25 protein-coding genes are annotated in these 25,715 nt (G+C 65.0%); 7 read left to right on the top strand and 18 right to left on the bottom strand.

The window, feature by feature from the left end; genetic code table 11:
• From J6500_RS29025 to J6500_RS29000, 6 genes are all read right to left on the bottom strand, one after another.
• On the bottom strand, positions 1–646 hold a 646-nt coding region (locus tag J6500_RS29025; RefSeq protein WP_225716127.1), incomplete at its 3' end, for a sugar kinase.
• A 28-nt stretch (positions 647–674) separates the two neighbouring features.
• Entirely contained in the window at positions 675–1,661 is a 987-nt protein-coding gene (gene denD / locus J6500_RS29020; protein WP_225716126.1) for a D-erythronate dehydrogenase, read from the bottom strand.
• Between the two features lie 49 nt (positions 1,662–1,710).
• Positions 1,711–2,634, bottom strand: a complete 924-nt coding sequence (locus J6500_RS29015) for a carbohydrate ABC transporter permease (protein WP_225716125.1) — start codon at positions 2,632–2,634, stop codon at positions 1,711–1,713.
• Between the two features lie 66 nt (positions 2,635–2,700).
• Positions 2,701–3,660, bottom strand: coding sequence for a carbohydrate ABC transporter permease (locus J6500_RS29010; RefSeq protein WP_225716124.1), 960 nt, complete (start codon positions 3,658–3,660; stop codon positions 2,701–2,703).
• Positions 3,661–3,767: 107 nt separating this feature from the next.
• Positions 3,768–5,087, bottom strand: coding sequence for an ABC transporter substrate-binding protein (locus tag J6500_RS29005; protein ID WP_225716123.1), 1,320 nt, complete (start codon positions 5,085–5,087; stop codon positions 3,768–3,770).
• Between the two features lie 78 nt (positions 5,088–5,165).
• Entirely contained in the window at positions 5,166–6,233 is a 1,068-nt protein-coding gene (locus J6500_RS29000; protein WP_225716122.1) for an ABC transporter ATP-binding protein, read from the bottom strand.
• A 206-nt stretch (positions 6,234–6,439) separates the two neighbouring features.
• Here J6500_RS29000 and gntR point away from each other — a divergent pair, with 206 nt between their 5' ends.
• The 5 genes from gntR (at position 6,440) to J6500_RS28975 (ending at position 11,771) form a co-directional block, all read left to right on the top strand.
• Positions 6,440–7,468 carry an HTH-type transcriptional regulator GntR gene (gene gntR / locus J6500_RS28995; protein ID WP_225716121.1) on the top strand — a complete coding sequence of 343 codons (1,029 nt, stop codon included), beginning with the start codon at positions 6,440–6,442 and terminating at the stop codon, positions 7,466–7,468.
• A gap of 210 nt (positions 7,469–7,678) precedes the next feature.
• On the top strand, positions 7,679–9,520 hold the full coding sequence (locus J6500_RS28990) for an IlvD/Edd family dehydratase (RefSeq protein ID WP_225716120.1): 1,842 nt from the start codon (positions 7,679–7,681) through the stop codon (positions 9,518–9,520).
• Positions 9,521–9,640: 120 nt separating this feature from the next.
• Positions 9,641–10,375, top strand: coding sequence for an SDR family oxidoreductase (locus tag J6500_RS28985; RefSeq protein ID WP_225716119.1), 735 nt, complete (start codon positions 9,641–9,643; stop codon positions 10,373–10,375).
• Between the two features lie 79 nt (positions 10,376–10,454).
• The gene (locus J6500_RS28980) at positions 10,455–11,201 is read left to right on the top strand and encodes an SDR family NAD(P)-dependent oxidoreductase (protein ID WP_225716118.1); all 747 of its coding nucleotides are present in this window, start codon (positions 10,455–10,457) and stop codon (positions 11,199–11,201) included.
• Positions 11,202–11,357: 156 nt separating this feature from the next.
• Positions 11,358–11,771, top strand: a complete 414-nt coding sequence (locus tag J6500_RS28975; protein ID WP_225716117.1) for a hypothetical protein — start codon at positions 11,358–11,360, stop codon at positions 11,769–11,771.
• Positions 11,772–11,972: 201 nt separating this feature from the next.
• Here J6500_RS28975 and J6500_RS28970 read toward each other — a convergent pair whose 3' ends face one another.
• Positions 11,973–12,494, bottom strand: a complete 522-nt coding sequence (locus J6500_RS28970) for a hypothetical protein (protein WP_225716116.1) — start codon at positions 12,492–12,494, stop codon at positions 11,973–11,975.
• A 210-nt stretch (positions 12,495–12,704) separates the two neighbouring features.
• Positions 12,705–13,391, bottom strand: coding sequence for a hypothetical protein (locus tag J6500_RS28965; protein ID WP_225716115.1), 687 nt, complete (start codon positions 13,389–13,391; stop codon positions 12,705–12,707).
• A 213-nt stretch (positions 13,392–13,604) separates the two neighbouring features.
• On the opposite strand from J6500_RS28965, the gene J6500_RS28960 reads away from it, so the two are divergent.
• The gene (locus tag J6500_RS28960) at positions 13,605–13,988 is read left to right on the top strand and encodes a VOC family protein (protein WP_225716114.1); all 384 of its coding nucleotides are present in this window, start codon (positions 13,605–13,607) and stop codon (positions 13,986–13,988) included.
• A gap of 302 nt (positions 13,989–14,290) precedes the next feature.
• On the opposite strand, the gene J6500_RS28955 is transcribed toward J6500_RS28960, so the two are convergent.
• The gene (locus J6500_RS28955; RefSeq protein ID WP_225716113.1) at positions 14,291–14,617 is read right to left on the bottom strand and encodes a hypothetical protein; all 327 of its coding nucleotides are present in this window, start codon (positions 14,615–14,617) and stop codon (positions 14,291–14,293) included.
• A 376-nt stretch (positions 14,618–14,993) separates the two neighbouring features.
• On the opposite strand from J6500_RS28955, the gene J6500_RS28950 reads away from it, so the two are divergent.
• Positions 14,994–15,344, top strand: a complete 351-nt coding sequence (locus tag J6500_RS28950; protein WP_225716112.1) for a GrlR family regulatory protein — start codon at positions 14,994–14,996, stop codon at positions 15,342–15,344.
• Positions 15,345–15,387: 43 nt separating this feature from the next.
• Here J6500_RS28950 and J6500_RS28945 read toward each other — a convergent pair whose 3' ends face one another.
• The 9 genes from J6500_RS28945 to J6500_RS28905 form a co-directional block, all read right to left on the bottom strand.
• Positions 15,388–18,069, bottom strand: a complete 2,682-nt coding sequence (locus J6500_RS28945; RefSeq protein WP_225716111.1) for a PAS domain S-box protein — start codon at positions 18,067–18,069, stop codon at positions 15,388–15,390.
• A 154-nt stretch (positions 18,070–18,223) separates the two neighbouring features.
• A complete protein-coding gene (locus tag J6500_RS28940; protein WP_225716110.1) occupies positions 18,224–19,132 on the bottom strand; it encodes a DMT family transporter in 909 nt (302 codons plus the stop codon).
• Positions 19,133–19,420: 288 nt separating this feature from the next.
• Complete coding sequence (locus tag J6500_RS28935; protein WP_225716109.1) at positions 19,421–20,221, bottom strand: NUDIX hydrolase; 801 nt, start codon at positions 20,219–20,221, stop codon at positions 19,421–19,423.
• 4 nt (positions 20,222–20,225) lie between these two features.
• On the bottom strand, positions 20,226–21,182 hold the full coding sequence (locus J6500_RS28930; protein ID WP_225716108.1) for a dihydrodipicolinate synthase family protein: 957 nt from the start codon (positions 21,180–21,182) through the stop codon (positions 20,226–20,228).
• 91 nt (positions 21,183–21,273) lie between these two features.
• Positions 21,274–22,155: an SDR family oxidoreductase gene (locus tag J6500_RS28925; protein WP_225716107.1), complete on the bottom strand. Its 882-nt coding sequence runs from the start codon at positions 22,153–22,155 to the stop codon at positions 21,274–21,276.
• Between the two features lie 207 nt (positions 22,156–22,362).
• Positions 22,363–23,223 (bottom strand): MaoC family dehydratase, encoded by an 861-nt coding sequence (locus J6500_RS28920; RefSeq protein ID WP_225716106.1) that lies wholly within the window; start codon positions 23,221–23,223, stop codon positions 22,363–22,365.
• 200 nt (positions 23,224–23,423) lie between these two features.
• Positions 23,424–23,813 (bottom strand): Zn-ribbon domain-containing OB-fold protein, encoded by a 390-nt coding sequence (locus J6500_RS28915; protein WP_139484404.1) that lies wholly within the window; start codon positions 23,811–23,813, stop codon positions 23,424–23,426.
• Positions 23,813–24,970 carry a thiolase family protein gene (locus J6500_RS28910; protein WP_225646197.1) on the bottom strand — a complete coding sequence of 386 codons (1,158 nt, stop codon included), beginning with the start codon at positions 24,968–24,970 and terminating at the stop codon, positions 23,813–23,815. Before J6500_RS28910 ends, J6500_RS28915 begins: the two co-directional genes overlap by 1 nt.
• Before the next feature lie 388 nt (positions 24,971–25,358).
• The gene (locus tag J6500_RS28905) at positions 25,359–25,703 is read right to left on the bottom strand and encodes a hypothetical protein (RefSeq protein ID WP_225716105.1); all 345 of its coding nucleotides are present in this window, start codon (positions 25,701–25,703) and stop codon (positions 25,359–25,361) included.
• Between the last annotated feature and the right edge of the window lie 12 nt (positions 25,704–25,715).

Raw genomic sequence — 25,715 nt, 5'->3', positions numbered from 1 at the left:
CGGCGAGCAGCGCAGTGTTGCTCTCGCCGGGGTAGAGCGGCGCCAGATCATCGGTCGAGGCGAGCACGATGTCTGCGGTCTCGAACGCGGCGGAGAAGACCTTTCGTGCCACACCGAGATCGGGCCAGCCGCGGGCGCGGAAGTTGGTGTCGAAGGCAAACCGGGTCCCGAGCAGCCGCGCACGCTTCAGCGCCGCTATCAGCCGCTCCCGTCCCTCCTCGTGCAGGATCGAGAGCGTGATCGCCGAGAGGTAGACGAGGTCGTAGGTGGCGAGCGAATTCAGGATCACGTCCGTCTCGGGCAGATCCATCAGGCTGCGCGCCGCCGCGCTGTCGCGCCAGTGGAAGAAGCGCCGCTCGCCCTTGTCGTCGGTCTGGATCATGTAGAGACCCGGCAGCTTGCCGGGCAGCCGGGCGACGCGTTTGGTCCCGACGCCTTCCGCCGCCCAGCCCGCGATCATCTCGTCGCTCAACGCGTCGTCGCCGAGAGCCGTGATGTAATCGACGTCGACGCCGAGCCGGGCCATGTAGACGGCGGTGTTGAGCGTGTCGCCGCCGTAGCCGCGCGAATAAAGACCGCCGGGCTGCGCGCCGGGACCCTGGCGCAGCTCGATCATGCATTCGCCGATGCTGGCAACCCTGCTCATCGCAAACGCCGCGTTCGCCGGATCATGCTCAGGCGGCGAACTTGCCGCCGAGTTCGTCCTCGATATGGATGCGGATGATGTCGTCGAAGGTCTTTTCGGCCGTGGTGAAGCCGAGCTTCAGGGCGCGGTCGGCGACGAAATCGCGCGGCCAACCCGAGACGATGCCGATGATGGTCGGATCGGGCACCCGCTTGATGCGGGCGACGACGTTCTTGCCGGCGACACGCTCCAGCGCGGCGATCTGCTCGCCGACGGTCACCGACATTCCGGGCATGCTGAGATTGCGCCGCGGGCCCATGGCATTCAAATCCATGGTGCCGGCGTGGATCAGGAATCCGACCGCCGATTTCGGCGAGGCATGCCAGTGCCGCACGTCCTCGGAGACCGGCAGGATCGCCTCCTCGCCGGCGAGCGGCTCGCGGATGATGTTGGAGAAGAAGCCCGAGGCCGCCTTGTTCGGCTTGCCCGGCCGCACGCAGATCGTCGGCAGACGAATGCTGATGCCGTCGAGCAGGCCCTTGCGGGTGTAATCGTTGATCAGGAGCTCGCAGATCGATTTCTGGGTGCCGTAGCTGGTCAGCGGCGTGTGGAAGAACTCGTCGCCGATCTTTTCCGGGAACGGCGCGCCGAACACCGCGATCGAGGACGTGAACACCAGACGCGGCTTGTAGCCGCCGCCGACCGCGCGGATCGCGTCGATCAGATAGCGCGTGCCGTCGAGATTGATGCGGTAGCCCTTGTCGAACTCGGCCTCGGCCTCGCCCGACACGATCGCGGCAAGATGGAAGATCACGTCCGGGCGCTCGGCAATCAGCGGCGCTGCTGCACCGGGATCGGCGAAATCGGAAGCCACCACCTTGACCGGGATCTTTGCGCCCGCGGGCTTCTCCGGCGCGACCACGTCCTGCAGCGTCATCATGCCGATGTCGCGGTTGCCGAGTCGTCCCTCGCGCAGCAAGCGCTCCGTCAGCTTGCGGCCGACCATGCCGGCGGCGCCGAGAATCAGAATGTGCACGACCCTGCTCCTTTTCTTCTCTTCGAATTCAGATGCGGGCCTTGCGCGCTTATTCCTTCACAGCGCCCGTCATCGCCGAGACATAATGCTCAACGAAGAAGGCGTAAAGAATAACCAGCGGCAGCGAGCCGCATAGCGCCCCTGCCATCAGCGAACCCCAGCGATAGATGTCGCCGTCGACGAACTCGTTGACGATGGCCACCGGCACCGTCTTGTTCGGGGTCGACTGCAGGAACGTCAGCGCGTAGATGAACTCGTTCCAGCACAGCGTGAAGCAGAAGATGAAGGCCGAGATCAGGCCGGGAATGGCCAACGGCAGCACGATCTTGATCAGGATCTGCCAGCGGCTGGCGCCGTCGATCAGCGCGCATTCCTCGAGCTCGAACGGGATGGTCTTGAAGTAGCCCATCAGCAGCCAGGTCGAGAACGGGATCAGGATGGTCGGATAGGTCAGGATCAGCGCCAGCGGCGAGTCGAACAGGCCGTACTGGAACACGACGGTCGCCAGCGGAATGAACAGGATCGACGGCGGCACGAGGTAGGCGAGGAAGATCAGCCCGCCGACCAGATTGGCGCCCTTGTAGCGCAGCCGCACGATCGCATAGGCCGCGAGCACGCTGGCAATGATCGACAGCACGGTGGCGCCGACGGCGACATACATCGTGTTCCAGAGCCAGTGCGGATAGTAGCTCTCGAACAAGAGCTTGTGGATGTGCTTGAACGTCGGATTCCAGGTCCAGAACGGATTGTACTTGTCGAGGTCGAGCAGCTGTTCGTCCGGTTTGATCGCGGTCAGCCCCATCCAATAGAACGGGAACAGCAGGATCACGACGATGATCGTCAGCGGGATGTACAGCGTCACGATCCGCCGCGGCACCGATTGCAGGTAGCTCATGCCCTCACTGTTGTCGACGCGGGCCGGCGTCGACAGGATCGACTTGAGATCGACCTTCTGTGCAGGAAGATCAGTCATTGCTTTCTCCCCGCGCGCGCGGGGGCCCGCCCCGTTCGCGCGAATAATGGAGTGACGCGGCAGAGATCAGTCATTGCTCTCTCCCTGTTGCCACTTGCGGCGCTGCAGACCGAACCAGGATACCATGATCGCGGCGAGCAGGAACGGGATCATCGCGCTCGAGATTGCGGCGCCCTCACCCAATTGCCCCGCGATGATCGCGCGCTGATAGGACAGCGTCGCCATCAGGTGGGTGGCGTTGACCGGGCCGCCGCGGGTCATCGCCCAGATCAGCTGGAAATCGGTGAAGGTGAACAGCACCGAGAACGTCATCACCACGGCGATGATCGGCGTCAGCAATGGATAGGTAATGAAGCGGAACATCTGCCAGCGCGAAGCGCCGTCCAGCGTTGCCGCCTCGTAGAGCGAGGGCTGCACCGTCTGCAAGCCGGCGAGCAGCGTGATCGCGACGAACGGCACGCCGCGCCAGATATTGGCGAAGATCACGCAGATGCGGGCCCAGGTGGTGTCGCCGAGAAAGTTGATGTTCTGCGTGATCAGCCCGAGATGCTTCAGCGACCAGGAGATGATCGAGAACTGGGAATCGAAGATCCACCAGAATGCCAGCGCCGACAGCACGGTCGGCACGATGAACGGGATCAGCACGGCGGCGCGCAGCAGCGCCTTGAACGGCATGCGCTCGTTGAGCAGCAGCGCGAGATACAGCCCGACTGCGAACTTAATCGCGCTGGCGATGAAGGTGTAGATCAGCGTGTTGAACACCGACAGCCAGAAGATGGCGTCATCCCACAGCCATTCGTAATTCTCGGTGCCGATGAAGTGCCCGACGCGGCCGATGCGGGTGTCGGTGAAGGACAACCAGATCCCGAGCCCGAGCGGATAGGCCAGGAAGAAGATCAGGAAGGCCATCGCCGGCAGCATGAACCAGAAGCCGAGCCAGTTCCGGTTGTGGCGCAGCTGCTCCCAGGCGGTCGCTTCGCGGATTTCGGTTTTCGCGCGCCGCGGCGCAAGGGCGATGTCAGCCATAAGCGATGTCCCGATTGCTCATGTGATGAGCATGACGACGCAAGTGTCCAATGATGGCATTCCAATGATCGCGCGCGGGCGGCGGCATGCCGCCCGCGCCGATCACATCAGCGATAGATACGCTTCAGCTGCCGCTCGGCCTCGGCCATCGCGGCCTTGCCGTCCTTGGCGCCGGTGCAGTAGTTCGCGAACATGTCGACCACGATGAAGTCGGCGATCGCGGTCGCCGCCTTCTCGCCGGGCGTGCCGATGCCGGAGGCCGGCAGCGCGCGCTTGGAGGCCTGGGCGAACACCGCATTGTTCGGATCGGCGGTCCACACCGGCGCGGAGTCGTAGGCATTCAGCGTCTGGGTCAGATAGCCCCGCGCGCCCGACAGCCACTTCTCGAAGTTTTCCTTCTCCAGCATGAAGGCGATGAACGCCTTTGCCGCATTCGGATATTTGGTGAAGTTGAAGGCGAGGATCGGAACCGCGAGCTGCAGCTCGGTCGGCTTGCCGATCGGTCCGACCGGCCACAGCGCATGGCCGATGTCCTCGGTCAGCTCCTTCTTGCTCGGGTCGTCCTTGGCCGCGACATAGATCGAAATGCCGTTCGAGGTCAGGAACAGTTCACCCGACAGGAAGGCCTTGTTGTTGGAGGAATCGTTCCAGGACGCGACACCCGGGATGAAAGTTTCCGACAGCGCCTTGGCGTATTCCAGCGCCTTCATCGTCTCCGGCGAGTTGATGATGACCTTGTCATCCTTGTCGACGGTCCAGGCGTTGTGGCCCCAGAGGACGTTGTGCACCCAGGCATTGGCGTCGCCGGTGGCATGGCCGAGCGCGAAGCCGGCCGGCGTATTGTTCTTCTTCAGCGCCTTGCAGAGCTCGAGATAGGCCGGGAAGTCCGACGGCACCTGCTTGAAGCCCGCCTTCTCCACCGCCGATTTGCGGTAGGTCAGGTAACCACCGATCGTGGCGACGGGGATGCCGAGCCAGTCATTGCCCTGCTTGCAGGTCTTGGCCGCAGCGTCGGTCCAGCCGCCATATTTGTTGCCGAGATAGTCGGCAACGTCGTTCATCTTCAGAACCTTGGTCGGGAACAGCTGCGGCAGCGTGTGCAGGCCCCAGGCGAGGTCGAGACCCGAGCCGGTGTTGGCGGCGACGGAGGCCTTCGGCTGCACATCCTCGAAGGACTCGCTGAACACGTTCATCTCGGTGCCGGTCGCCGTCTTGAACGCCGCGACCATCGCGTTGAACGCGTCGTCTTCAGCGGGCACGAAGCGCTTCCAGCGCATCACGGTGAGCTTGGCGCCGGGCTCGGCCTTCCAGGGCGCGCTCTGCGCCCATGCCCTGGCGAAATCAAGCAGCGCGGGCCCGGTGAGCATGCCGGTTGCGGCCAGCGCGGTGCCGCCCTGAAGCAGCGAGCGGCGAGTGAAATCGTGCATCGTCCTTCCTCCCTATGAATGATTTTTATTATTTTTTTGAGCCCGGCCTGTTGATCAGCCGTTGCAGCAGTCAATCAGTCAGCTGTTAAGTCGCTTCCCCGTCGAGTCGTCGAACAGATGAACCAGCCCCGGATCCGGCTTCAGCCGGACCTTGTCGCCGGGGTTGAACAGATGGCGCTCGCGGAACACGGCGACGACCTGCTCGCCGCCGAGCTTGGCGAACACCTGGGTCTCCGACCCGGTCGGCTCGACCACCACGATCTCCGCCTCGGCGCCATCATCGGCGATGGTGAAATGCTCGGGCCTGACGCCGTAGACCGCGGGCTTGCCGTCGGAATTGGCCGGCGCCGATGCCAGCGGCAGCTTGACACCGTTCGGACCCTCGAAATAAGCGGCGCCGTTGACCTTGACCTGGCCTTTCAGGAAATTCATCGCCGGCGAGCCGATGAAGCCGGCCACGAACTGGTTCTCCGGCTTGTCGTAGAGTTCGAGCGGCGATCCCATCTGCTCGACGATGCCGTCATGCATCACCACGATCTTGTCGGCCATGGTCATGGCCTCGATCTGGTCGTGGGTGACGTAGACGGTGGTGGTGCGCAGGCGCTGATGCAGTTCCTTGATCTCGGTGCGCATCGCGACGCGCAGCTTGGCGTCGAGGTTGGAGAGCGGCTCGTCGAACAGGAACACCTGGGGATCGCGCACGATGGCGCGGCCCATCGCGACGCGCTGGCGCTGGCCGCCGGACAGCTGCCGCGGATAGCGATCGAGCAGCGGGGTCAGCGCCAGGATTTCCGCGGCGCGCTTGACGCCGGTCGAGATTTCCTCCGGCTTGGCGCCGCGCAGCTTGAGCGAGAATCCCATATTGTCCGCAACCGTCATGTGCGGATAGAGCGCGTAGTTCTGGAACACCATCGCGATGTCGCGCTCTTTGGGCTGGACATTGTTGACGACGCGGTCGCCGATCGAGATCGTGCCCGAGGTGATGTTCTCGAGTCCGGCGAGCATGCGCAGCAGGGTCGATTTGCCACAGCCGGAGGGGCCGACCAGAACGACGAACTCGCCGTCCTCGATCGGGATCGTCACGCCGTGCAGGACTTCAAAATTGCCGAACGATTTCCGCACGTCGCGAATCTGGACCGACGACATCCACTTCCCTCCCTCAAGTTCCCGGCGGCGTACGACTGATGCCGCGACCGCTCTGTTTTGTTCCGGCCGCGCTGGGCGCACGGCGCTGTTGGACTGCTGTTATTGTCCGCAGTTTACACGGTTTTGGCAATCGTTCGATTAGCAACCGGTTGGTAGCGCTGTCAATATCAGTTTGTCCGCAAGCCTGCCTGTGATATGAGCGGCAAATGGCCCGAAAGCGCATCACGCCAGGCAAGATTCGGCTCACCGAGGTCGCCAAGCTCGCCGGTGTCAGCCCGATCACGGCGTCACGGTTCTTCAGGAATCCCGAGGCCCTCTCCATCGGCAAGCGCGCGCGGGTCGAGAGTGCGGCAAAAGAACTTGGCTATGTCCCGAACCTCGCCGCGCGGGCGCTCGCCTCGCAGCGCACAGAGGTGATCGGCGTCCTGATCCCGTCGCTGACCAACAACGTGTTCGCCGACGTGCTGCGCGGCATTTATGACGCGCTCGACGGCAGCCGCTACTCGATCCAGCTCGCCAACACTCGCTACAGCATCCTCCAGGAAGAGCGGCTGCTGCGGCTGTTTCTGGCACAGAAGCCGGCCGGACTGATCGTCACCGGGATCAACCAGACCGCGGATTCACGCCACATCATGGAGTCGGTCGATTGTCCGATCGTCCAGATCATGGAGCTGGGCTCCGCGCCGGTCGACATGATGATCGGATTCTCGCATTTTGATGCGGGAAAGGCAGCCATCGCCCATCTGCTCGACCAGGGCTACCGCCGGATCGGCTTCCTCGGCGCGCGCATGGACCCGCGGGTGCAGCGGCGGCTCGACGGCTACCGCTCCGCGATGACCGACGCGGGGCTGTTCGACGAGCGGCTCATTGTCACGACGGCGGTGCCGACCTCGATGACGCTCGGCGGCGCGCTGTTCGCCGATCTGCTCGCCAAGGCGCCGGATATCGAGGCCGTGTTCTGCGTCAATGACGACCTCGCGCTCGGCGCGCTGTTCGAATGCAAGCGCCGGCACATGGTGGTGCCCGACCAGATGGCGATCGTCGGCTTCAACGACCTCGAATTCATGGCCTCCAGCGTGCCGACGCTGACCAGCGTGCGCACCAACCGCTACGAAATGGGCAGGAACGCTGCCATGATGGTGCTCGAGACGCTGGCGGGACGGCGGCCCGCCGAGTCTGTGGTCGATCTCGGCTTCAGCGTCATCGAACGGCAAAGCTCGACCCGGCGCGGCTGACAGGCACCCGGCAGCAGCATCAAACATGACGCGGAAAACGACAAAATGATAGCGCAACCAAAAGCGTTCAACTAAGGTCCAATTCCTTCATGGCAACACCTGTGCGTGATCGATCGGGTTTGTAATGCGCAACGATTTGCGCGAGGTAGAACAGGCAGAAATCAGAGCCCTTGAACGGGCCGATGCGACTTTGCATTGCGGGAGAAACCAATGACAAAACCCCACACCAACGGGCACGACACCGCCGGCCAAACGAGCGGCAAGGGCAAGGGGCGCAAGCTGCGCTCCCAGGAGTGGTTCAACAACCCGCACAATCCGGGCATGACCGCCCTCTATCTCGAGCGCTATCTCAATTACGGGCTGACGCGCGAGGAATTGCAGTCGGGCAAGCCGATCATCGGCATCGCCCAGACCGGCAACGACCTATCGCCCTGCAACAGGCATCACCTCGATCTCGCGCACCGGGTCCGCGAGGGCATCCGCGCCGCCGGCGGCATCGCGATGGAGTTTCCGACCCACCCGATCCAGGAAACCGGCAAGCGGCCGACCGCCGCACTCGACCGCAACCTCGCCTATCTCAGCCTGGTCGAGGTCCTATTCGGCTATCCGCTCGACGGCGTGGTGCTGACCACCGGCTGCGACAAGACCACGCCGGCCTGCATGATGGCGGCGGCGACCGTCAACCTGCCGGCGATCGTGCTGTCGGGCGGGCCGATGCTGAACGGCTGGCACGAGGGCCAGCGCACCGGCTCCGGCACCGTGGTGTGGAAGGCCCGCGAGCGGCTCGCCGCCGGCGAGATCGACTATGAGCAGTTCATCGAGATCGTGGCCTCGTCGGCGCCGTCGATCGGGCACTGCAACACCATGGGCACCGCCTCGACCATGAATTCGCTGGCGGAAGCGCTCGGCTTCTCGCTGCCGGGCTGCGCGGCGATCCCGGCGCCCTATCGCGAGCGCGGCCAGATCGCCTACGAGACCGGCAAGCGCATCGTCGACATGGTCTGGGAGGACCTCAAGCCCTCCGACTTCCTGACCCGCGAAGCGTTCGAGAACTGCATCGTGGTCAACTCCGCGATCGGCGGCTCGACCAACGCGCCGATCCACATCAACGCGCTGGCGCGCCATGTCGGCGTCGAGCTCTCGATCGATGACTGGCAGAAATACGGCCACGACGTGCCGCTGCTGGTCAACATGCAGCCGGCCGGCTTCTATCTTGGCGAGGAATATCACCGCGCCGGCGGCGTGCCGTCGGTGATCCGCGAGCTGATCAAGCACAAGCGCATCCACGAGAACGCGCTCACCGTCAACGGCCGCACCGTGGGCGAGAACTGCAAGGACGCGCCGCAGCCCGACGGCGATGTGATCTGGAGCTACGACAAGCCGATGGTGAAGGACGCCGGCTTCATCGTGCTGCGCGGCAACCTGTTCGATTCCGCTATCATGAAGACGAGCGTCATTTCGAAGGAATTCCGCGAGCGCTACCTGTCCAACCCGAACGACCTCAACGCTTTCGAGGGCCGCGCCATCGTGTTCGAGGGCCCGGAGGATTATCACGCGCGGATCGAGGATCCCGCGCTCGGCATCGACGAGCACTGCGTGCTGTTCATCCGCGGCACCGGCCCGATCGGTTATCCCGGCGGTGCCGAGGTGGTCAACATGCAGCCGCCGGCGGCCCTGATCAAACGCGGCATCCTATCCCTGCCCTGCATCGGTGACGGCAGGCAGTCCGGCACCTCGGGCTCACCGTCGATCCTCAACGCCTCGCCGGAAGCCGCCGCCGATGGCGGGCTCGCGATCCTCAAGACCGGCGACACGGTGCGCATCGACCTCAACAAGGGCAGCGCCAACATCATGATCTCCGAGGACGAGCTGCGCGCCCGCCGCGCCGAGTTGAAGGCCAAGGGCGGCTTCCCCTACCCGGCCAACCAGACGCCGTGGCAGGAGCTCTACCGCCAAACCGTCGGCCAGCAGGCCACCGGCGCCTGCCTTGAACTCGCGACGCGCTACCAGGACATCGCCGGCAAGGTCGGCGTTGCCCGCGATAATCACTGACGCCTCAATCCGTCATTGCCGGGCTTGACCCGGCAATCCGTCACTCTTCTGAAGATGGATGCGCGGTCAAACCCGCGCATGACACTGGAAATCAATTGCACGAGCTGAAGGAAGAAACCCATGTCAGACCGCCTGAAGGGCAAACGCGCGTTCGTGACGGCGGCGGCCGTCGGCATCGGCCGCGCCTGCGCGCTGGCCTTTGCCCGCGAGGGCGCGAGCGTGTTCGCGACCGATATCGACGAGGGCAAGCTCGCGCTGCTCAGGAGCGAGGGCGTCGCCGAGGTTGCGCGGCTCGACGTGCGCGACACCGCCGCTGTCGAGGCAATGGCAAAACACGCCGGCAAGACCGACATTCTGCTCAACGCCGCCGGCTTCGTGCATCACGGCACCGCGCTGGATTGTTCGGACGAGGACTGGGACTTCTCCTTCGACCTCAACGTCAAGTCGATGCACCGTACCACCCGCGCCTTCCTGCCCGGCATGCTGGCGCAGGGCGGCGGCGCGATCGTCAACATCGCGTCGGCCGCGGGCGCGGTGAAGGCGGCGCCGAACCGCTACGTCTACAGCGCGACCAAGGCGGCGGTCGCGGCGCTGACGCGGTCGGTCGCAGCCGATTTCATCACCAAGGGCATCCGCTGCAACTGCATCTGCCCCGGCACGATCGAGACGCCCTCGATGCTCGAGCGCGCGGCGACCGCAGGTCCGAACGGGCTCGAGATGTTCGTGGCGCGCCAGCCGATGGGCCGGCTCGGCACCGCCGAGGAGATCGCCGCACTCGCCGTCTATCTTGCCAGCGACGAGAGCTCCTTCACCACCGGCGTCGCCCACGTCATCGACGGCGGCTGGACGCTTTGAGCTCCAATCCTCTCCCCGACGAGCGGGGCGAGGGAGCCCACCGCCGCCGCGTTCGAGGAAACGACAAAGGAATATATCAATGAACAAGATCGATCTTGGCGGCCGCTGTGCCGTCGTCACCGGGGGCGCGCAAGGATTTGGCCGCGCGATCACCGAGCGCTTTGTCGCTTCCGGCGCCAGGGTCGCGATCTGGGATTTCGACCAGCCGCTGGCTGCGCAGACCGCCCGGGAGATCGGCGAGAACGTGATCGCGCTCAAGACCGATGTCAGCGATCCCGCCGCGGTCGACGCCGCACGCGACCAGACGCTGCGCCAGTTCGGCAAGATCGACATCCTCGTCAACAACGCCGGCATCACCGGCGCCAACAAACCGGTCTGGGAGACCGAGCTGGATGACTGGCGCAAAGTGATGCGCATCAACCTCGACGGGCCCTTCATCTGCTGCAAGGCGATCGTGCCTGTGATGATCGGCCAGAAATACGGCCGCATCGTCAACATCGCCTCGATCGCCGGCAAGGAGGGTAATCCGAACGCCGCGCATTATTCAGCGTCGAAGGCTGGCCTGATCGCCTTGACCAAATCGCTCGGCAAGGAACTGGCGCAGCACGACATCCTGGTCAACGCGGTGACGCCGGCCGCGGCGAAGACCGCGATCTTCAACCAGATGACCCAGCAGCACATCGACTTCATGCTGTCGAAGATCCCCAAGGGCCGATTCGTGCTGGTCGAGGAGTTGGCCTCCATGGTGTCGTGGCTGGCGTCGGAGGATTGCGCCTTCTCCACCGGTGCCGTTTTCGACATCTCCGGCGGCCGCGCGACCTATTAACTCCGCGATCTGTGTACGACTGGCCCCGGCACCGCCTCCCCAACCGGGAGAGGGTAGGATTTCCGCGAAACTTGCGCTAAACCACCGCGCTTGCCGGGCTTTTCCGATCTCCGGCGCCACCCTTCCGGTCATCACGCCATTTCGGACATTTTCGACATGAGACATATCCTCCTCGCGCTGGCGCTCCTGGTTCCGGCCGCCGCACTCGCCCAGGGAACGGCTGGCGGAACGGCACCCCCGCCGGCTTCGGCCGCCTCGCCGCAGCCCATGGTTGGCGACAAGCCGCTGGTCCAGGTCGGCAAGAAACCGGCCGCCAAGAAGGGCGAGAAGGGTGCCGCGGCCGGCAAGCAGCCGGCGTCATCGGCCGCCCAGAAGCTCCAGGCCTGCCAGGACATCGAAGACGCCACCAAGGAGCGGCTGAACTGCTACGACGAGATTTTCAAGCCGCAGCCCAAGGCAAAGGCCGCTCCCGCCAAGGGCGTCAATGAGTGCCGCTTCGTCAAGGAAGAGGACGAGCGGCTGACCTGCTACAACGGCTTTGCCGACAAGATTCCGCGCCTGCCGCGCTAAGCGCGATGAGATTTGGTTGAATCGTCATCGCGCTTTAGCTCTTTGTTTGAGCATGATCTTTTTGGAAAACCGCTTCGCCCTTTTCCGGATCATGCTTTAGGCGCGCTTGCCGGCCGCGACCGGCACGGGTGCGTTGAAACTGAAAAAGCCGCCGCTGGCACTCGCCGCGGCTTATTCACGATGTGATCTGCTGATCAGGCTTTACCAGGTCCCGAAGCCGCCGAAGAAGCCGAAACGCGGCTGCTGCTGGGCGACCCGATAGGGCTGGAACAGGCCCGGCTGCGCATAGCGCGTTGGCTGCGGTTGGGTCGGCGGGTGGGCCCGACGCGCGACCTTGTGCCTCTTTGGCGCCTGCACCGGCTGGGCCTGCGTGTCCACCTTTGCTTCCGCGACCTTGGCCTCGGCCGACTTGTTGCGGGCGTCGTTCTTGTCGCCTGGAATGAACTGGGCAAACGTGTCGCGGACCCGCGACTGGGCGGATGTCGGCGCGGCGGCGGCCACCGCGTTGACCTGCGACGGCACGATGGTCGGCAGGCTGGTATCATACACCACCCGCTCGGGAAGCTTCTGGGTGGAGTGGATCCGGACCGTGCTCTTGTCGATACCCGGCGATGACAGGGAGGAGCTGGCGACGACGGCCCCCTGCGGGACCAGGGCGTCAACGGCGAAAAGCAGCGCGAGCAGGACTCCGCCGACAAACAGGAAGTAACGCGCCACTGGCATTTGGTAGCTCCCCCGCGCCACCGGCGCGGTTCAACTCTCTTGGCGCACGATGACGTCTGTCATCGCGCGCCGATTCATCGATTGCGCATGATTGGCCTGAAGATCGCCATCCGGGACGGCCGGGCCATCAAGTAACTGGCGATCTGTTATTTAGTTCCTGCCTGCCGATTTCGGTTCACTCCGGCCGGTCACTTTTTCGGGATGGCGAATTTAGAGGCGGCTGGCGGTGACCACGGAACATTTCGCCTTATTTGCATTGACGTTTACGAATCCGACCAGCATCCGCGAATAGGTCTTGCGGCTCTTCTGGGCGATAGGGTCGGTCAGCAGCCGCTTGCGCTCGGTCAGGTGGCTGCCGTCGCGGCGGGCGAAGGCGCAGGCGATCTCGATATCCTTGACCGCGAAATCGTTGCGGTTACGCAGCGTCAAGGTGATCAGCGCTTTGGAGCCCAGCCCACCTCGCCGCCAGGACTGACGCGCAATCCGCAGGCCGTCGAGCGGCGATTTTTCGGCCAGGGGTTCTGTGGACCTCGCCTCCGGCGCCAAGGGGACCAAGGGCGCCAGCCCAACCGTGGCAGGTTCGCTGGACGATGCAGCCGGAGCGACGGCCGACGGCGTTTCCGTCGTGGCCCGCGCGGGCCCTGTTTCGTCAGAGGGGGTCTTGGCCGTGAGGACGATCGCGGCGGCCGGAGCGACGCTCTCATCGCCTGCATCGCTCGGCTCGGGCAGCATCAGCCATGCGGTGATGCCGGCGATGCCGATCACCGGCAGGGCAAAACTGGCGCAAAGACTCCATGCGCCCAGACGCGCAGCACCAAGCCGCGCATGGCCGACCTTCGGAATTTGATTTGGAAACGATGCCAGCCCGAACCGCATCGCCGTGCCCTCACCCGGCATCCACTCCAGCCTGCGCCCCGCACCAAGACGTCACGCGGGCTCCGCGCAGTTCACCGATCCGGGGCGCCACGCGAGACAATCGCCGATCACGAAATTAGTTTCATTGTTGGGCGGCAATATTGCGGCGAGGATGGCATTGCCGATGGCCGGCGGCTAGATTTGCGCCGCTTCAGAATGAGCGCTGCAAGGCGCAAGACAGCCAAGGAGATCGCGATGCCGACCGTCACCTGGGACCACATCCACCTGCGCAGTCCCGATCCCGAAGCGACGGCCGCGTGGCTTCGCGATATTCTCGGCGGCGAGATCATTCGCGGTCCCGGCCGCATTGACGTCGCGCTCGGCGGCGCCAAGGTATTCATCGCCGAAGTCACTGCCGGCGACGGCGTCAACGCGCCGCCGGTGACGCCCTATCAGGGCCTCGACCATTTCGGGCTGACGGTCAAGGACATCGACGCGGTCGCCGCCGAGATCAAGGCCAAGGGCGTCGAGTTCACCAAGGAGCCGACCACGATCCGCCCCGGCGTGCGCATCTGCTTTATCCGCGGCCCGCAGGGCATCTCGATCGAGCTGCTCGAGCGCGACGCGAAATACGCGTAAAGGCGGCTAGCGCAGCCGCGGTGCTCTCCCGTCACCCCTGAGAGTGCGTGAAGCCTCACCCACCACTGTCATCGCCCGGCGTGAACCGGGCGATCCAGTATTCCAGAGACAGTTGTCCTTGAGCGGAGAGGCCGCGGCGTACTGGATCGCCCGGTCCCGTCTGCGCCAAGGCTTCGACCAGGCTTGCGATCTCGGGCACGCCGGAGCTTTAGCGGAGGCGGCAAGCCGGGCGATGACACCGAGCAAGTTGAGGTTCGCGCTCGCGCGCGTCTCGAAGGCCACGCAGGCGCGCCTCGATGCGGCTATGTCATGCTGCCGGGCATAAAGCAGCGGATCGTGATGCCCATGTAGCCGCGGATCGGCCAGACCATGGCACGACCGATGCGGTTGGGCTCGGTGATGACGGCTTCGTCGGGCACGTCGATCCACTGGCCGTCGAGGCGGACGCGATAGTGTCCGTCCTTCGACTCCCAGTCGACGTCGCTGACGGCGCTGCCGTCGGCATCCGAACAGCACGGTCCCTTGCCGCTGCGCAGCCCGTCGAACCATTGCTTGAGCGGCGAATTCGCATAGCGGCCATCGAGATCACGCGCTTGCGCCAGATGCGCTGCGGCGGCCAGCAGCGTCATAACTCCAATCCAGAATCCAAGAACAGGTCCGAGCCTCAGTGAGGCTGTCACACGGCCGGCTCGCAGGCGGGCCAAAGTTCCAGTGTCAACACAGGGGCGCGCCGAAGCGTCGCCAACTTCCATGCGATCTGCCATCTGTTTCTTGCTCCAGCACTCACCGGCCAGTGCAAACAGAGCTATGCATTTCGCGGGCCAAATTGATTCGCGCGCACGGTCCGCGTCATCGCACCGTCACACCGGCTGGCAGCAACCGAGGGTTCGGACCAGCTCCGGATGCCCCCGGAATTAACCTGCCGCATTGCACGAGGTTGCTCGCTTTGGCATAAAAAACCAACCGGCTTTCCGTGGGCGCGGACGGCCGGCAAAGCGGGACCTTATGAAGAACGGGCTGTATTCGATCCATGTCACGCTGCTCGACGGACGCGTCGGCAAGGGCAGCGGTGTGATCCTGTTTCGCGACGGCCAGATCCTAGGCGGCGACGCGTATCTCTATTACACCGGCAGCTACACGGTGAAGGGCGACACCTTCAAAGGCGAAGTGCTGGTGCAGCGGCATACAACACCACGCGACACCGACAATCCGCTGTTCGGCGGCCCGGCCCCGGTCGGCATCGGCGTGACCGGCACCTTCACCGACACCCGCGGCACCATGAGCGGCACCGCGCTGGTCGGCAAGGCGAGCCAGATCTTCGGCGCCACATTGCACAAGCTCGCGGATGTGAATTAGCCGGAACGCAACCCCAACAAACCGTCACTCAGCGAGGTTTGCCCTACTCCGCGGCCTGTTCGAGCGGGGCTGTGCGGGGCAGGATGATCTGGATGCGGGTGCCGCGGCCCGGCTCGGAATCGAGATCGAGCCGGCCGCCGAGGCGCGTGGTGACGATGCTGTAGACGATGTGCAGTCCGAGCCCGGTGCCGCCCTGGTCGCGGCGCGTCGTGAAGAACGGATCGAAGGCGCGGCGGCGCACGTCGAGGCTCATGCCGCAGCCATTGTCGGAGAAGATCACCTCGACATTGTCCCGGCCCGACGCGCGCACCTGGATGTCGACCTCACCGGCCTTGCCGTCCGGAAACGCATGCGCGACCGCGTTGAGGAACAGATTGGTCAGCACCTGGCCGTACGGACCCGGATAGGAATTCATGATCAGGCCCGGCTCGCAATCGACGTTGAGCGTCAGGTTGTGCTTGCGCAGCCCTGGCCGCAGGCTCATCACCACCTGCTCGGTGAGATCGCCGAGATCGAAGCTGCGCTGGTCCGAGTAGTTGCGGTCGGCGGCGACCTGCTTGAACGACTGGATCAGCTCGGCGGCGCGGTTGAGGTTGGCGACCAGTTGCGAGGACGCATCCGCCGTCGTGGCCAGGAATTCGTTGAGACTCGATCGACGCAGGTCGCCACGCTCGACCTGGCCGGCGAAGGTTGCGGTCTTGCGCTCCAGCGCGGAGGCCACCGTCAGGCTGATGCCGACGGGATTGTTGACCTCATGCGCAACGCCGGCCACGAGGCGCCCGAGCGCGGCGAGCTTCTCGGCCTCGATCAGCGAGTTCTGGGTCTCCCGCAGATTGCGCAGCGCAGCCTCGGCGGAATCCCTCGCCTTGCGCATCTCCTGCTCGGAACGCTTGCGCTCGCCGATATCGAGCGCGACGGTGACGATGTTCTCGATCTCGCCCTGCGCATCCAGGATCGGCAGCTTGTTAACCAGCCATTGCCGCATGTTGCCGGCGGAATCCTCGTACTCCTCCTCGTAGAAGCCGAGCTCGCGTCGTGCCGACAGCACGCGCTTGTCGTTCTCGTCGGTCTTGGCGGCACCATAGCGCGACATCAGCTCGGCGGTGGTGCGGCCGATCGCGTCCTGCGGCTCGATGCCGAAGATGCCGGCCATGTAGCGGTTCATCAGCACGTAGCGCAGCTCGCTGTCCTTGACGTTGATGACCGCGGGCACGGTGTCGATGACCATCTGCAGCAGGCGGCGGCCTTCGGCGATCGCGTCCTCGGCGCGCTTTTGGTCGGTGATGTCGCGCACCGTGCCCTCGTAGCGGATCACCTCGCCGTCGTCGTTGCGCACCGCCGTGGCGGAGTCGGACAGCCACAGCACGGTGCCGTCGCGCGATCGCACCTGGTACTCGTAGTCGCGCACAATGCCGTCGCGCATCATCAGCCGCTGATATTGCGCGCGCGCTTCGGCGTCGACATAGACGGTGGAGGCGATATCGCCGATTCCGTTGATGAGATCCTGCGGCGTGGCATAACCCATCATCCGCGCCAGCGCGGGATTGGCGTTGAGCAGCGTGCCGCCCGGCGTCGTGACGTAGATGCCTTCGACCGAGGCCTCGAACAGCTTGCGGTAGCTCTCCTCGGCGAGCCGCTGCTCGGCGAGCGCGCGCAGCGCGGCCTCGCGCGCGGTGTCGGCGTCGACCAGGGTCTGGCGGAACACCTCGGCGGCGCGCGCGATGTCGCCGATCTCGTTGTCGAGGTCGGCGCCCGGGATGAACGCGCTCTTCTCGCCGCCCGCGACCTTGCGGATCGAGCCGGCGATCTTGGCCAGCGGGCGCACGGTGCGGCGAACCACCAGCACCGCGGCGAACAGGCCGATCAGCACGCCGGCGGTGCCGAGCACGATGCTCTGCCACTTCGCCTCGGCCAGCGTGCGTGCGAAATCCCGCGCCAGCACATGGCCGCGCCTTGTGCTGAGCTCGCGCAGCAGCTCGGTGACGCGCTGGATCAGCCGGCCCTCCTCGCCGAGCACCTCCTTGTCGATATCGGCGATCTGGCCTTCTCGCACTGAGATCGCGACGATCGCCTGGGCATAATTGTCGACTGCGGCGCGCAAGGCGGGATCTGCGATGGTCATCGCACGCATGCTCTGCGCGGCCTGCTCGGCCGCCGAGGTGTTGTGCGCCAGCAGCGCGGTGCCGATGCGGCTCTGGGTCTGCAACAGCGCCCTCGCCAGGGCGGCATCGGCGCTCGCCGCGACCGCCTTGTCGAAGGCATCGCGCAGCGGCGGCAGGTCCGCGACCAATTCGGCGCGGCGGCTGAGCAGCGCCGAGATGCGCTCGATGCCGCCGCGATAGGTCGCAAGCCGCTGGGTGACGCCGTCGATCATGTCCTGCTGCTCGGGAGCAAGCTCGATCCGGGTCTTCTTCAGGATCTCGCTGAGCGACTGGGCGGCCTCGGCGACCTGGGCCGACTGGGTCCCGGGCTCGGTAACGAAGTCGCGCGCGGCGAGCCGCAGCTCGTTCATGCGGCGGTCGATATCCTCGGCGATGTCGCCGACGCTCTGCAGCCGCTGCAGCTCTGCAAAGGTCGCGTCGATGTGACGGATGGCGATGACGCTGGCGGTGGATGTGATGATGATCACAGCCAGCACCAGCAGGAAGCTGCCGAAGGTGAGCTGGCCGATCGAGAGGGAAAACGCTCGCGGCTCCGGCGAATTCGGCGGCAATTCAGCGGTCATGTGATCGAGGCCAGGCTCCTGTCGGCGGTAATATACGGGAAATTACGGGCCGAGGGGAACATGCTGCAGCGCCAACACGACACGCGGTGTGATCCGGGTCACCCTGAAGTCCCCGGGGGCTGAGCCCGGACAGCCGGGTTCGGCAGGCGAAACTTCAGGCGGCTGCAGCCTCGCGCACCGGGATTGTCATCGCGGCCACGCCGATCACGACGCAGGCGAGCCCGGCCCAGGCCGTCGGGCCCAGCCGCTCATCCAGAAAGACGACGCCGAGTGCAACCCCGATCGGCACCCGCAGATAGGCCTGCGCCGTGGTGCCGACCGAGCCGAGGGTCTGGATCAGGCGGAAATAGATCACGAAGGCGATCGCGGTCGAGAACACGGCAAGCGCCAGCAGCGCCGCGAGCGAACTGGTCGACGGCGACAACATCCACGGCCGCTCGACGGCGAGGCTGAGCGGGATCAGGATCGCCGCGCCCGCGAGCAGCGAGCCGGCCGCCGGCGCCATCGGATCGAGCCCCTTGAAGCCGCGGCTGAAGATCGCGGCGCAGGCATAGCAGACAGTGGCCGCCACGATCGCGACCTCGGCCACGATCCCGGTGCCGAGATCGCGGAACGCATCGACGCCGACGATCATGCAGATGCCGGCCATGCCGGCGATCACCCCGAACAGTTTTCGCGGGCTCGCCGCCTCGTGGCGGGTGACGATGGCGGTGAACAGGAAGGTGAAGATCGGCGAGGCCGAATTGAGGATGGTGGTCAGCCCGGCATCGACGAAGCGCTCGCCCCAGGCGATCAGCGTCCACGGGATCACGCTGTTGAGGCAGGCCTGGAAGACGAAGCGGCGCCAGGCCGCGCCATCCGTCGGCATCGTCACGCCGCGCAGGCGCATGATGACGAGCAGCAAGACGCCCGCGATCGCCGTGCGTGCCGCGATCAGCGTGATCGGCGGAATGGTGGCAACGCCGAGCTTGATGAAGGTGTAGGAGCCGCCCCAGAGGGTGGCGAGCGCGAGCAGCAGGGCCAACTCCAAGGCCATGCCGGGCTGGCGCGCGGTGGTGGTCATGGCGGAGATTCCGTCTCGGTGGATTGGGACGGAAACTATCCCGGCGGGAATTGATGATTCTTCGATCTAGACCGAAGTGTGAAGGAGGCGCTGCTCTTTCCCCATCGTCGTCCCGGCGAAGGCCGGGACCCATTACCACAGCGTTGTGTTGTTGAAGAAAGCAGTGGCCCAGCGTTGCGGAGCAATGGACAGCGGTGGTTATGGGTCCCGGCCTTCGCCGGGACGACAGCAAATGTGTTGCGACGCTGGTGAATCAGACCCGATCTTCAAGATGAGGGGATGACGGGCTCAGCCCAGCGCGCCGACCTCGAACACCTCGCCGTCGTAGCCGGCTTCCTTGGGGATGCGGAGCTGGCGGCCGGTGGCGGTCTTGGTCATTACCGGCATCACCGTGACGATCGACTTGCCCTTGCTGTCGGCAAGCGCGGCGGCGACGCTGGGCTGCTTGCCGAGCCGGATCAGGTTGCGGGTGGTCGGGAACGGCAGCTTGAAGCGGCCGCTCTCGCCGCCTTCCAGCGCATCGCGCGCCGACACCCAGATCGAGTCGGTGGATTCCTTGCCGTCGTGGGCGCCGAGCTGCTCGGGTGGCGCCGCGGCGAGGAAGAACCAGGTGTCGAACCGCTTCGGCATGCCCTCCGGCGTGATCCAGTGCGCGTAGGGCACCAGCGCGTCGAGCGCGAGCACGAGGCCGTTGTCGGTGAGGATTTGCTGGAAAGTGATCTTGCCTTCGTTCAGCGCGGTGCGGTGTGCGAGCGCCAGCGCGTCGGCGCGTTTGGCATCGACCAGCTCGGACGACCCCTTTGGCCGCACCAGCAGGATGCCGCTCTCCTCGAATGTCTCGCGGATGCCGGCGATGCGGAAGCCGAGCGCGTCGACGTCGAGCCCTTCGCCGCCGGAATACAGCGCGGGGCTGGCCGCGATCTCCTTGTCGTTCTTGTCGACGCTGCCGCCCGGAAATACCAGCGCGCCCGAGTTGAACTCGATCTGGTGATGGCGGACCATCATGAAGATCTCGATTTCGTTCGCCGCCGCGCCGTCGCGCAGCAGCAGCACGGTGGACGCGGGGCGCGTGGCAGCGATCTCGGCCATGGTCCTAGCCCGCCGCGCTGGATTGCGGTTGCAGATAGGCGCGGCGGTCGGTGCGCGCCACGCGCGACAGCAGATAGTCGACTTCCGCCCTCGCCTGCGCCGTGATCACGGCGCCCGGCTTGCGCTGCGCACTGGACGAGATGATGCCGCGCTTCTGCAGCACGTATTTGCGCACGGTGAGGCCGACGCCGGGCTGCTGCTCGTAGCGGATCAGCGGCAGATGCGCGTCGAACAGGTCATGCGCCGCATCGCGCTTGCCGGCCTTGGACAGGTTGACGACGTCGATCAGCAGCTCCGGGAAGGCATAGCCGGTCATCGCGCCGTCGGCGCCGCGCTCCATCTCGAAATCGAGGAACAGGCCGCCATTGCCGACGAGAATGGACATCGGCTTCAGCGAGCCATCCTTCTGGAAGTTGCGCAGCGCGGTGATCTTCTCCAGCCCCGGCCAGTCCTCGTGCTTGAGCATCACGCAGGACGGCGAGTCCATCACGATCTTGCGGATCACCGCCGGCGTGAACTGGACGGTGAGCGTCAGCGGGTAATCCTGCAGCACCCAGGGAATATCGTCGCCGATCGCTTCCTGCGCCTGCTTGAAATAGCCTGTGATCTGGTCGTCGGTGCGCAGATGCGGCGGCGGCGCGATCATGACGCCGGCGGCGCCGGCATCCATCGATTTCTTCGCCAGCGCGCGCATGGTGGCAAAGCCCGGCGCCGAGACGCCGACGATCACCTGCAGCTTCTTGGCGCGCTTGACGAAGCGCAGCGCGACCTGCTCGGCCTCGGCAGCATCGAGCTTCGGCGCCTCGCCCAGGATGCCCAGCACGGTGACGCCGTCGCAGCCGACATCGGTGTAGAAATCGGTCAGCCGGTCGATCGAGGCCTCGTCGATGCGGCCGTCGTCATGGAACGGGGTCGGCGCGATGGCGAAGGTTCCAGCGGCCTGGGCGGTGAGTTTTGTCATGTCTGCCTCGTTTGTTCCCGCCCTCTATACAGCGCCATTCCCCGATGCGCCATTGCGCATCGGGGATGGGCCGCACCCGTAAATCGGCGCCCTATTTGAACCGCCGCGCCGACTTCTTGATGTCCTCCTCCGAGAAGAAGATCTCCTTGGCGTGGGTCACGATGTCCTCGGCCTTCCAGCCCGTGAACGGCGGCGTCCAGCCCTCCATTTCCATCATCCGCATCTCGCGGACGCCGCGCGGGCCGGAGACGCCGAGCACCTTGCCGGTCTGGTCGCCCGAGAGATCGCTGACCATATAGAGCACGGCCGGCGCGATGCCGTCGGGCCCGAGCGCCGCGCCCGGGTTCTCCTTGTAGCGCGGCAGGTCCGCGGTCATGCGGGTCAAGGCGCCCGGCGCCAGCGTCCAGATCCGGATGTTGTACTTGCGGCCCTCGATCGCCAGCACGTTGGACAGGCCCCAGATGCCGCCCTTGGCGGCGCCGTAATTGGTCTGGCCGAAATTGCCGATCAGCCCCGAGGTCGAGGACGTGTTGACGATGACGCCGCCGCCATTGTCGCGCATCCATTTGAACACCGGCTGGGTGCAGCAGAAGGTGCCTTTGAGGTGCACCTTGATCACCTTGTCCCAGTTGGCTTCCTTGGCCTTGTGAAAGGTCTCGTCGAGCAGGATGCCGGCGTTGTTGACGAGAATGTCGGCGCGGCCGAAATGCTTGATGGCGTCGTCGAACACCGACTGGCCGCCGGCCATCGTCGAAATGTCGGCGCCGTTGGCGACCGCGCGTCCGCCCTCGGCCTTGATCGCATCGACCACCTTCTGGGCCATCGACGTGTCGGAGCCCGAACCGTCGCGCGGACCGCCGAGATCGTTGACCACGACAGCGGCACCCTCGCGCGCGAACAGCTTTGCGTAGGCCTCACCAAGTCCGCCGCCGGCGCCCGTGATCAGCGCCACCTTGCCGTCGAGTAATCCCATGGTTGTTTTCTCCGGTTTGTTCTTGCTTGTTCACCTCTCCCCGCCTGCGGGAAGAGGTCGGATCGCCCTTGCGATCCGGGTGAGGGGGTACGGGTCTCACCACGGTCACTGCTCGCGGTGAGAGCCCCTCACCCCACCCTCTAAGAGCGAGCTTCGCTCGTCTCGACCCCGTAAGAGCGGGGCGAGGGAGCGCACCGCCCTCGCCGCTTACGCCAGCACCGTCTTGCCGTTCCTGATCACGGTGACGCCGCGCGACTTCACCTTGGCTTCGAACGACACCACGTTGCCGTCCTTCCACAGCTCCATGGTCACGGTCTCGCCGGGAAACACCGGCGAGGAGAACCGCGCCACGTGCTGCTTGAAGGCGGAGGGATCGTAGTCGGCGTAGGTCTGCAGCACGCCGCGGCAGGTGATGCCGTAGGTGCACATGCCGTGCAGGATCGGGCGCGGGAAGCCGGCCTTTCTCGCAAACTCCGGATCGGAGTGCAGCGGGTTGCGGTCGCCGCAGAGCCGGTAGACCAGCGCCTGGTCGGGCCGCGTCGTGATGTCGACGACCTTGTCCGGCGCGCGCTCCGGCACCTTGTGCGGCTCGGGCTGGCCGTCCGACGGACCGCCGAAGCCGCCGTCGCCGCGGGCGAAGCGCGAGGCCACCAGCGTCGCGAGCTTCTCGCCCTTCTCGTCCTTCAGCACGGTCTGGTGGCGGATCACCGCGCCCTTGTCCTTGCCCTTGTCGAAGACATCGAGGACCGTGGAGTCGGCGGTGATGTGGGCTGCGGTCGCGAACGGCTTGTGGAAGGTGATGTCGCGCTCGCCGTCGACCACCATCACGCGGTTGAGGTTCATCTCGCCGGGGCCGGCGCCCCAGGCCGCAACCGAGGCGAAGGTCGGCACCACTTTCAGTGGACGCGGCGTCAGCACGCCCTCGTTGACGAAGGCGAGCTCCTTCTCGTCCATCGGATCGGCGCCCATGCCGATGCCATAGGCGTAGAGCATCACGTCGCGGTCGCTGTAGCTGTACTTCTGGCCGAGGTTCTTCAGGGCCATCAGCTGTTCGTACACGATCGGCATTGTTGTTCTCTCCCCGAAACTTCTCTTTCTGCTGCCCGTTATTGCGCCCTCTCCCCTTGCGGGAGAGGGCTACACTGGCATCAAATACAAGCTCGCTTGGGAGAGGGGTTGCCTCCACACACTCATCTCTCTCGCGGAGAGAACCCCTCTTCCGGCAGCCTTCGGCTGCCACCTTCCCCCGCAAGGGGGGAAGGTACTTTTTAGGCCGGCGTGAAGAACGGCAATGGCGCGCCGTCGGTCGGCTTCCACACCAGCTTCACCTTCTGGCCGATCTTCACCTGCTCAAGATCGCAATCGACGATGTTGGTCTGCAGCGACGGGCCTTCCTTCAGCGTCACATAGGCGATCGCGTAAGGGCCGGTCGGCGACTTCCGCATCAGGCTGTAGGTGTAGACCGTGGCCTCGCCGCTCGATTCTTCCCACACCGTCTTGTCGGAGAAGCAGAACGGGCAGATCGCGCGCGGGAAGTAGTGCGCTTCGCCGCAGGTGGTGCAGCGCTTGATCATGAACTTACCGGCCTTGGCCGCTTCCCAGAACGGCGCGGTCTCCGGATTGGTGACCGGGGCATTGTACTTCTTCGCTTCAGACATCACGCACGCTCCAGAATGCAGGTTGAGGCGGCGTGGCGAACGCCGAGCAGACCGCCGGTGCCGTGGGCGATCGCGAGGTCGCAGTTCTTCACCTGCACCTTCGGATGCGCCTCGCCGCGCAGCTGGCGCACCGCTTCGAGGATCTTGGTCATGCCGCCGCGGTTGACCGGATGGTTGCTGCACAGGCCGCCGCCATCGGTGTTGAACGGCAGCTTGCCGACGCCGGAGATCAGATTGCCGTCCGCGACGAATTTGCCGCCCTCGCCCTTCTTGCAGAAGCCGAGGTCCTCGAGCTGCATCAGCACCGTAATGGTGAAGCTGTCATAGATCGAGGCGTACTTGATGTCCTTCGGCGTCACGCCCGCTTCCTCGAACGCGCGCGGCCCGGACCACACGCCGGCCGAGTACGTCAGGTCGAGATCCTTGCCGCCGCGCGGGCCCTTCATCGCCTCGCCATGGCCGATCAGCCGCACCAGCGGCTTCTTCAGGCTCTTGGCGATCTCCGGCGTGGTGACGATCATCGCGCCGCCGCCGTCGGTGACGACGCAGCAATCCATCCGGTGCAGCGGGTCGGAGATCATCGGCGAGTTCAGGACGTCCTCGACGGTGACGACCTCCTTCAGCATCGCATGCGGATTGTATTGCGCGTGATGCGAGGCCGCGACCTTGATCCAGGCGAGCTGCTCGGAGGTGGTGCCGTAGTCGTGCATATGGCGCATGGCACACATGCCATAGGCATTGTGTGTGGTAGCCCCGTAGGCGGATTCGAAATCGGCTTCGGCGCCGGACGCGCGCGGCGGCATCGGACCGGTGCGCGGCTTGCCCGCCAGCGTGACCAGCGCGACCGAGCACTTGCCCGCGGCGATCGCCTCGGCGGCGTGGCCGAGATGGATCAGATAGGAACAGCCACCGGTCTCGGTGGAATCGACATGGCGCAGCTTCTTGGTGTTGAGGCCGAGATAATCGACCATCGGCCACAGCCCGCCCGGCGCGTCGCCGGCGCAGAAATAGCCGTCGATGTCGTCCTTGGTCAGCCCGGCATCCTCGATCGCGCCCTTGGCGACCTCGGCGTGAAGCTGTGCTGTTGATTTATCGGGTGCATGCCGGGTGGGATGTTCGTAGATCCCGGCAATGTAGGCCTTGCCCTTGATGGTCAAATCGCTCTCCGCTGGCGTTTCTTCATCTCCAGCGTTTTTCTGAACCGCCGCTGCGACCTTGGCAAGCGCGATAATATTCCGTCAGGCGAGACGGTATCCGCAAATTCATTCGTCGTCCCGGCGAAGGCCGGGACCATAACCACAGGATTGTGTGGTGAGAGCGAGCTGTGGCCGCAGCGTTGCACAACAACGAACTGCGGTGGTAATGGGTCCCGGCCTTCGCCGGGGCGACGAATGAATTTGTGGCTACACCCTACTCCGCCGCCAGCTGCCTTGGCGCGGGCGGCGGGTTGGCGAGGTCGGCGGCAAGTTGCGCGTAGCGAACCTTTGCTTCCACCTTCCTTGGCCGTCGTTCCCTCGTGGGGACGATGGCCACGGATCAAGTGAACTAGTGATGCTTTTCCAGAACGATCATTGATCCAAGCAACGGGGACGTCCAAATTGTTGCGACGTAGCAGTAATTGCCAGGGTAATCTTCGAGGCGAAAGCTATTCGCGTCTGAAGCGACCAACCGAGGCTTCACCTCGTCTTTCCAAAAGGCGAAGCGATCGTCCTCAGAAATCCACCAAAGGGGCAACCCGATATCGGCAACCACGAAGGTTGCGCCATTCCGCAGGAGCCCCACGACTTCTGCCGCCCCTACATTCTCAACGCGATCCACATCCAATGGACCGTCTTCATTCCAGAGCTCAGTGAGCGGCATCTGCGTAACGACTCTCTTGGTCACGTCCATTCGCTACCCACC

Source organism: Bradyrhizobium semiaridum (assembly GCF_020329505.1).
Classification (GTDB): Bacteria; Pseudomonadota; Alphaproteobacteria; order Rhizobiales; family Xanthobacteraceae; genus Bradyrhizobium; species Bradyrhizobium semiaridum.
Note: the sequence above shows the minus strand (reverse complement) of the source record. Positions and strands in the feature narration are given on the sequence as shown.

Bases quoted from the DNA above. Each gene is read 5' to 3' on its own strand.
- J6500_RS28905 (WP_225716105.1), bottom strand. From the start codon at position 25,703: ATGGACGTGACCAAGAGAGTCGTTACGCAGATGCCGCTCACTGAGCTC.
- J6500_RS28940 (WP_225716110.1), bottom strand. From the start codon at position 19,132: ATGACCACCACCGCGCGCCAGCCCGGCATGGCCTTGGAGTTGGCCCTG.
- gntR (WP_225716121.1), top strand. From the start codon at position 6,440: ATGGCCCGAAAGCGCATCACGCCAGGCAAGATTCGGCTCACCGAGGTC.
- J6500_RS28920 (WP_225716106.1), bottom strand. From the start codon at position 23,223: ATGCCGATCGTGTACGAACAGCTGATGGCCCTGAAGAACCTCGGCCAG.
- J6500_RS28960 (WP_225716114.1), top strand. From the start codon at position 13,605: ATGCCGACCGTCACCTGGGACCACATCCACCTGCGCAGTCCCGATCCC.
- J6500_RS29010 (WP_225716124.1), bottom strand. From the start codon at position 3,660: ATGGCTGACATCGCCCTTGCGCCGCGGCGCGCGAAAACCGAAATCCGC.
- J6500_RS28930 (WP_225716108.1), bottom strand. From the start codon at position 21,182: ATGACAAAACTCACCGCCCAGGCCGCTGGAACCTTCGCCATCGCGCCG.
- J6500_RS28915 (WP_139484404.1), bottom strand. From the start codon at position 23,813: ATGTCTGAAGCGAAGAAGTACAATGCCCCGGTCACCAATCCGGAGACC.
- J6500_RS28985 (WP_225716119.1), top strand. From the start codon at position 9,641: ATGTCAGACCGCCTGAAGGGCAAACGCGCGTTCGTGACGGCGGCGGCC.
- J6500_RS28970 (WP_225716116.1), bottom strand. From the start codon at position 12,494: ATGCCAGTGGCGCGTTACTTCCTGTTTGTCGGCGGAGTCCTGCTCGCG.
- J6500_RS28990 (WP_225716120.1), top strand. From the start codon at position 7,679: ATGACAAAACCCCACACCAACGGGCACGACACCGCCGGCCAAACGAGC.
- J6500_RS28955 (WP_225716113.1), bottom strand. From the start codon at position 14,617: ATGACGCTGCTGGCCGCCGCAGCGCATCTGGCGCAAGCGCGTGATCTC.
- J6500_RS29000 (WP_225716122.1), bottom strand. From the start codon at position 6,233: ATGTCGTCGGTCCAGATTCGCGACGTGCGGAAATCGTTCGGCAATTTT.
- J6500_RS28950 (WP_225716112.1), top strand. From the start codon at position 14,994: ATGAAGAACGGGCTGTATTCGATCCATGTCACGCTGCTCGACGGACGC.
- J6500_RS28975 (WP_225716117.1), top strand. From the start codon at position 11,358: ATGAGACATATCCTCCTCGCGCTGGCGCTCCTGGTTCCGGCCGCCGCA.
- J6500_RS28935 (WP_225716109.1), bottom strand. From the start codon at position 20,221: ATGGCCGAGATCGCTGCCACGCGCCCCGCGTCCACCGTGCTGCTGCTG.
- J6500_RS28980 (WP_225716118.1), top strand. From the start codon at position 10,455: ATGAACAAGATCGATCTTGGCGGCCGCTGTGCCGTCGTCACCGGGGGC.
- J6500_RS28925 (WP_225716107.1), bottom strand. From the start codon at position 22,155: ATGGGATTACTCGACGGCAAGGTGGCGCTGATCACGGGCGCCGGCGGC.
- J6500_RS29015 (WP_225716125.1), bottom strand. From the start codon at position 2,634: ATGACTGATCTTCCTGCACAGAAGGTCGATCTCAAGTCGATCCTGTCG.
- J6500_RS28945 (WP_225716111.1), bottom strand. From the start codon at position 18,069: ATGACCGCTGAATTGCCGCCGAATTCGCCGGAGCCGCGAGCGTTTTCC.
- J6500_RS29005 (WP_225716123.1), bottom strand. From the start codon at position 5,087: ATGCACGATTTCACTCGCCGCTCGCTGCTTCAGGGCGGCACCGCGCTG.
- J6500_RS28965 (WP_225716115.1), bottom strand. From the start codon at position 13,391: ATGCCGGGTGAGGGCACGGCGATGCGGTTCGGGCTGGCATCGTTTCCA.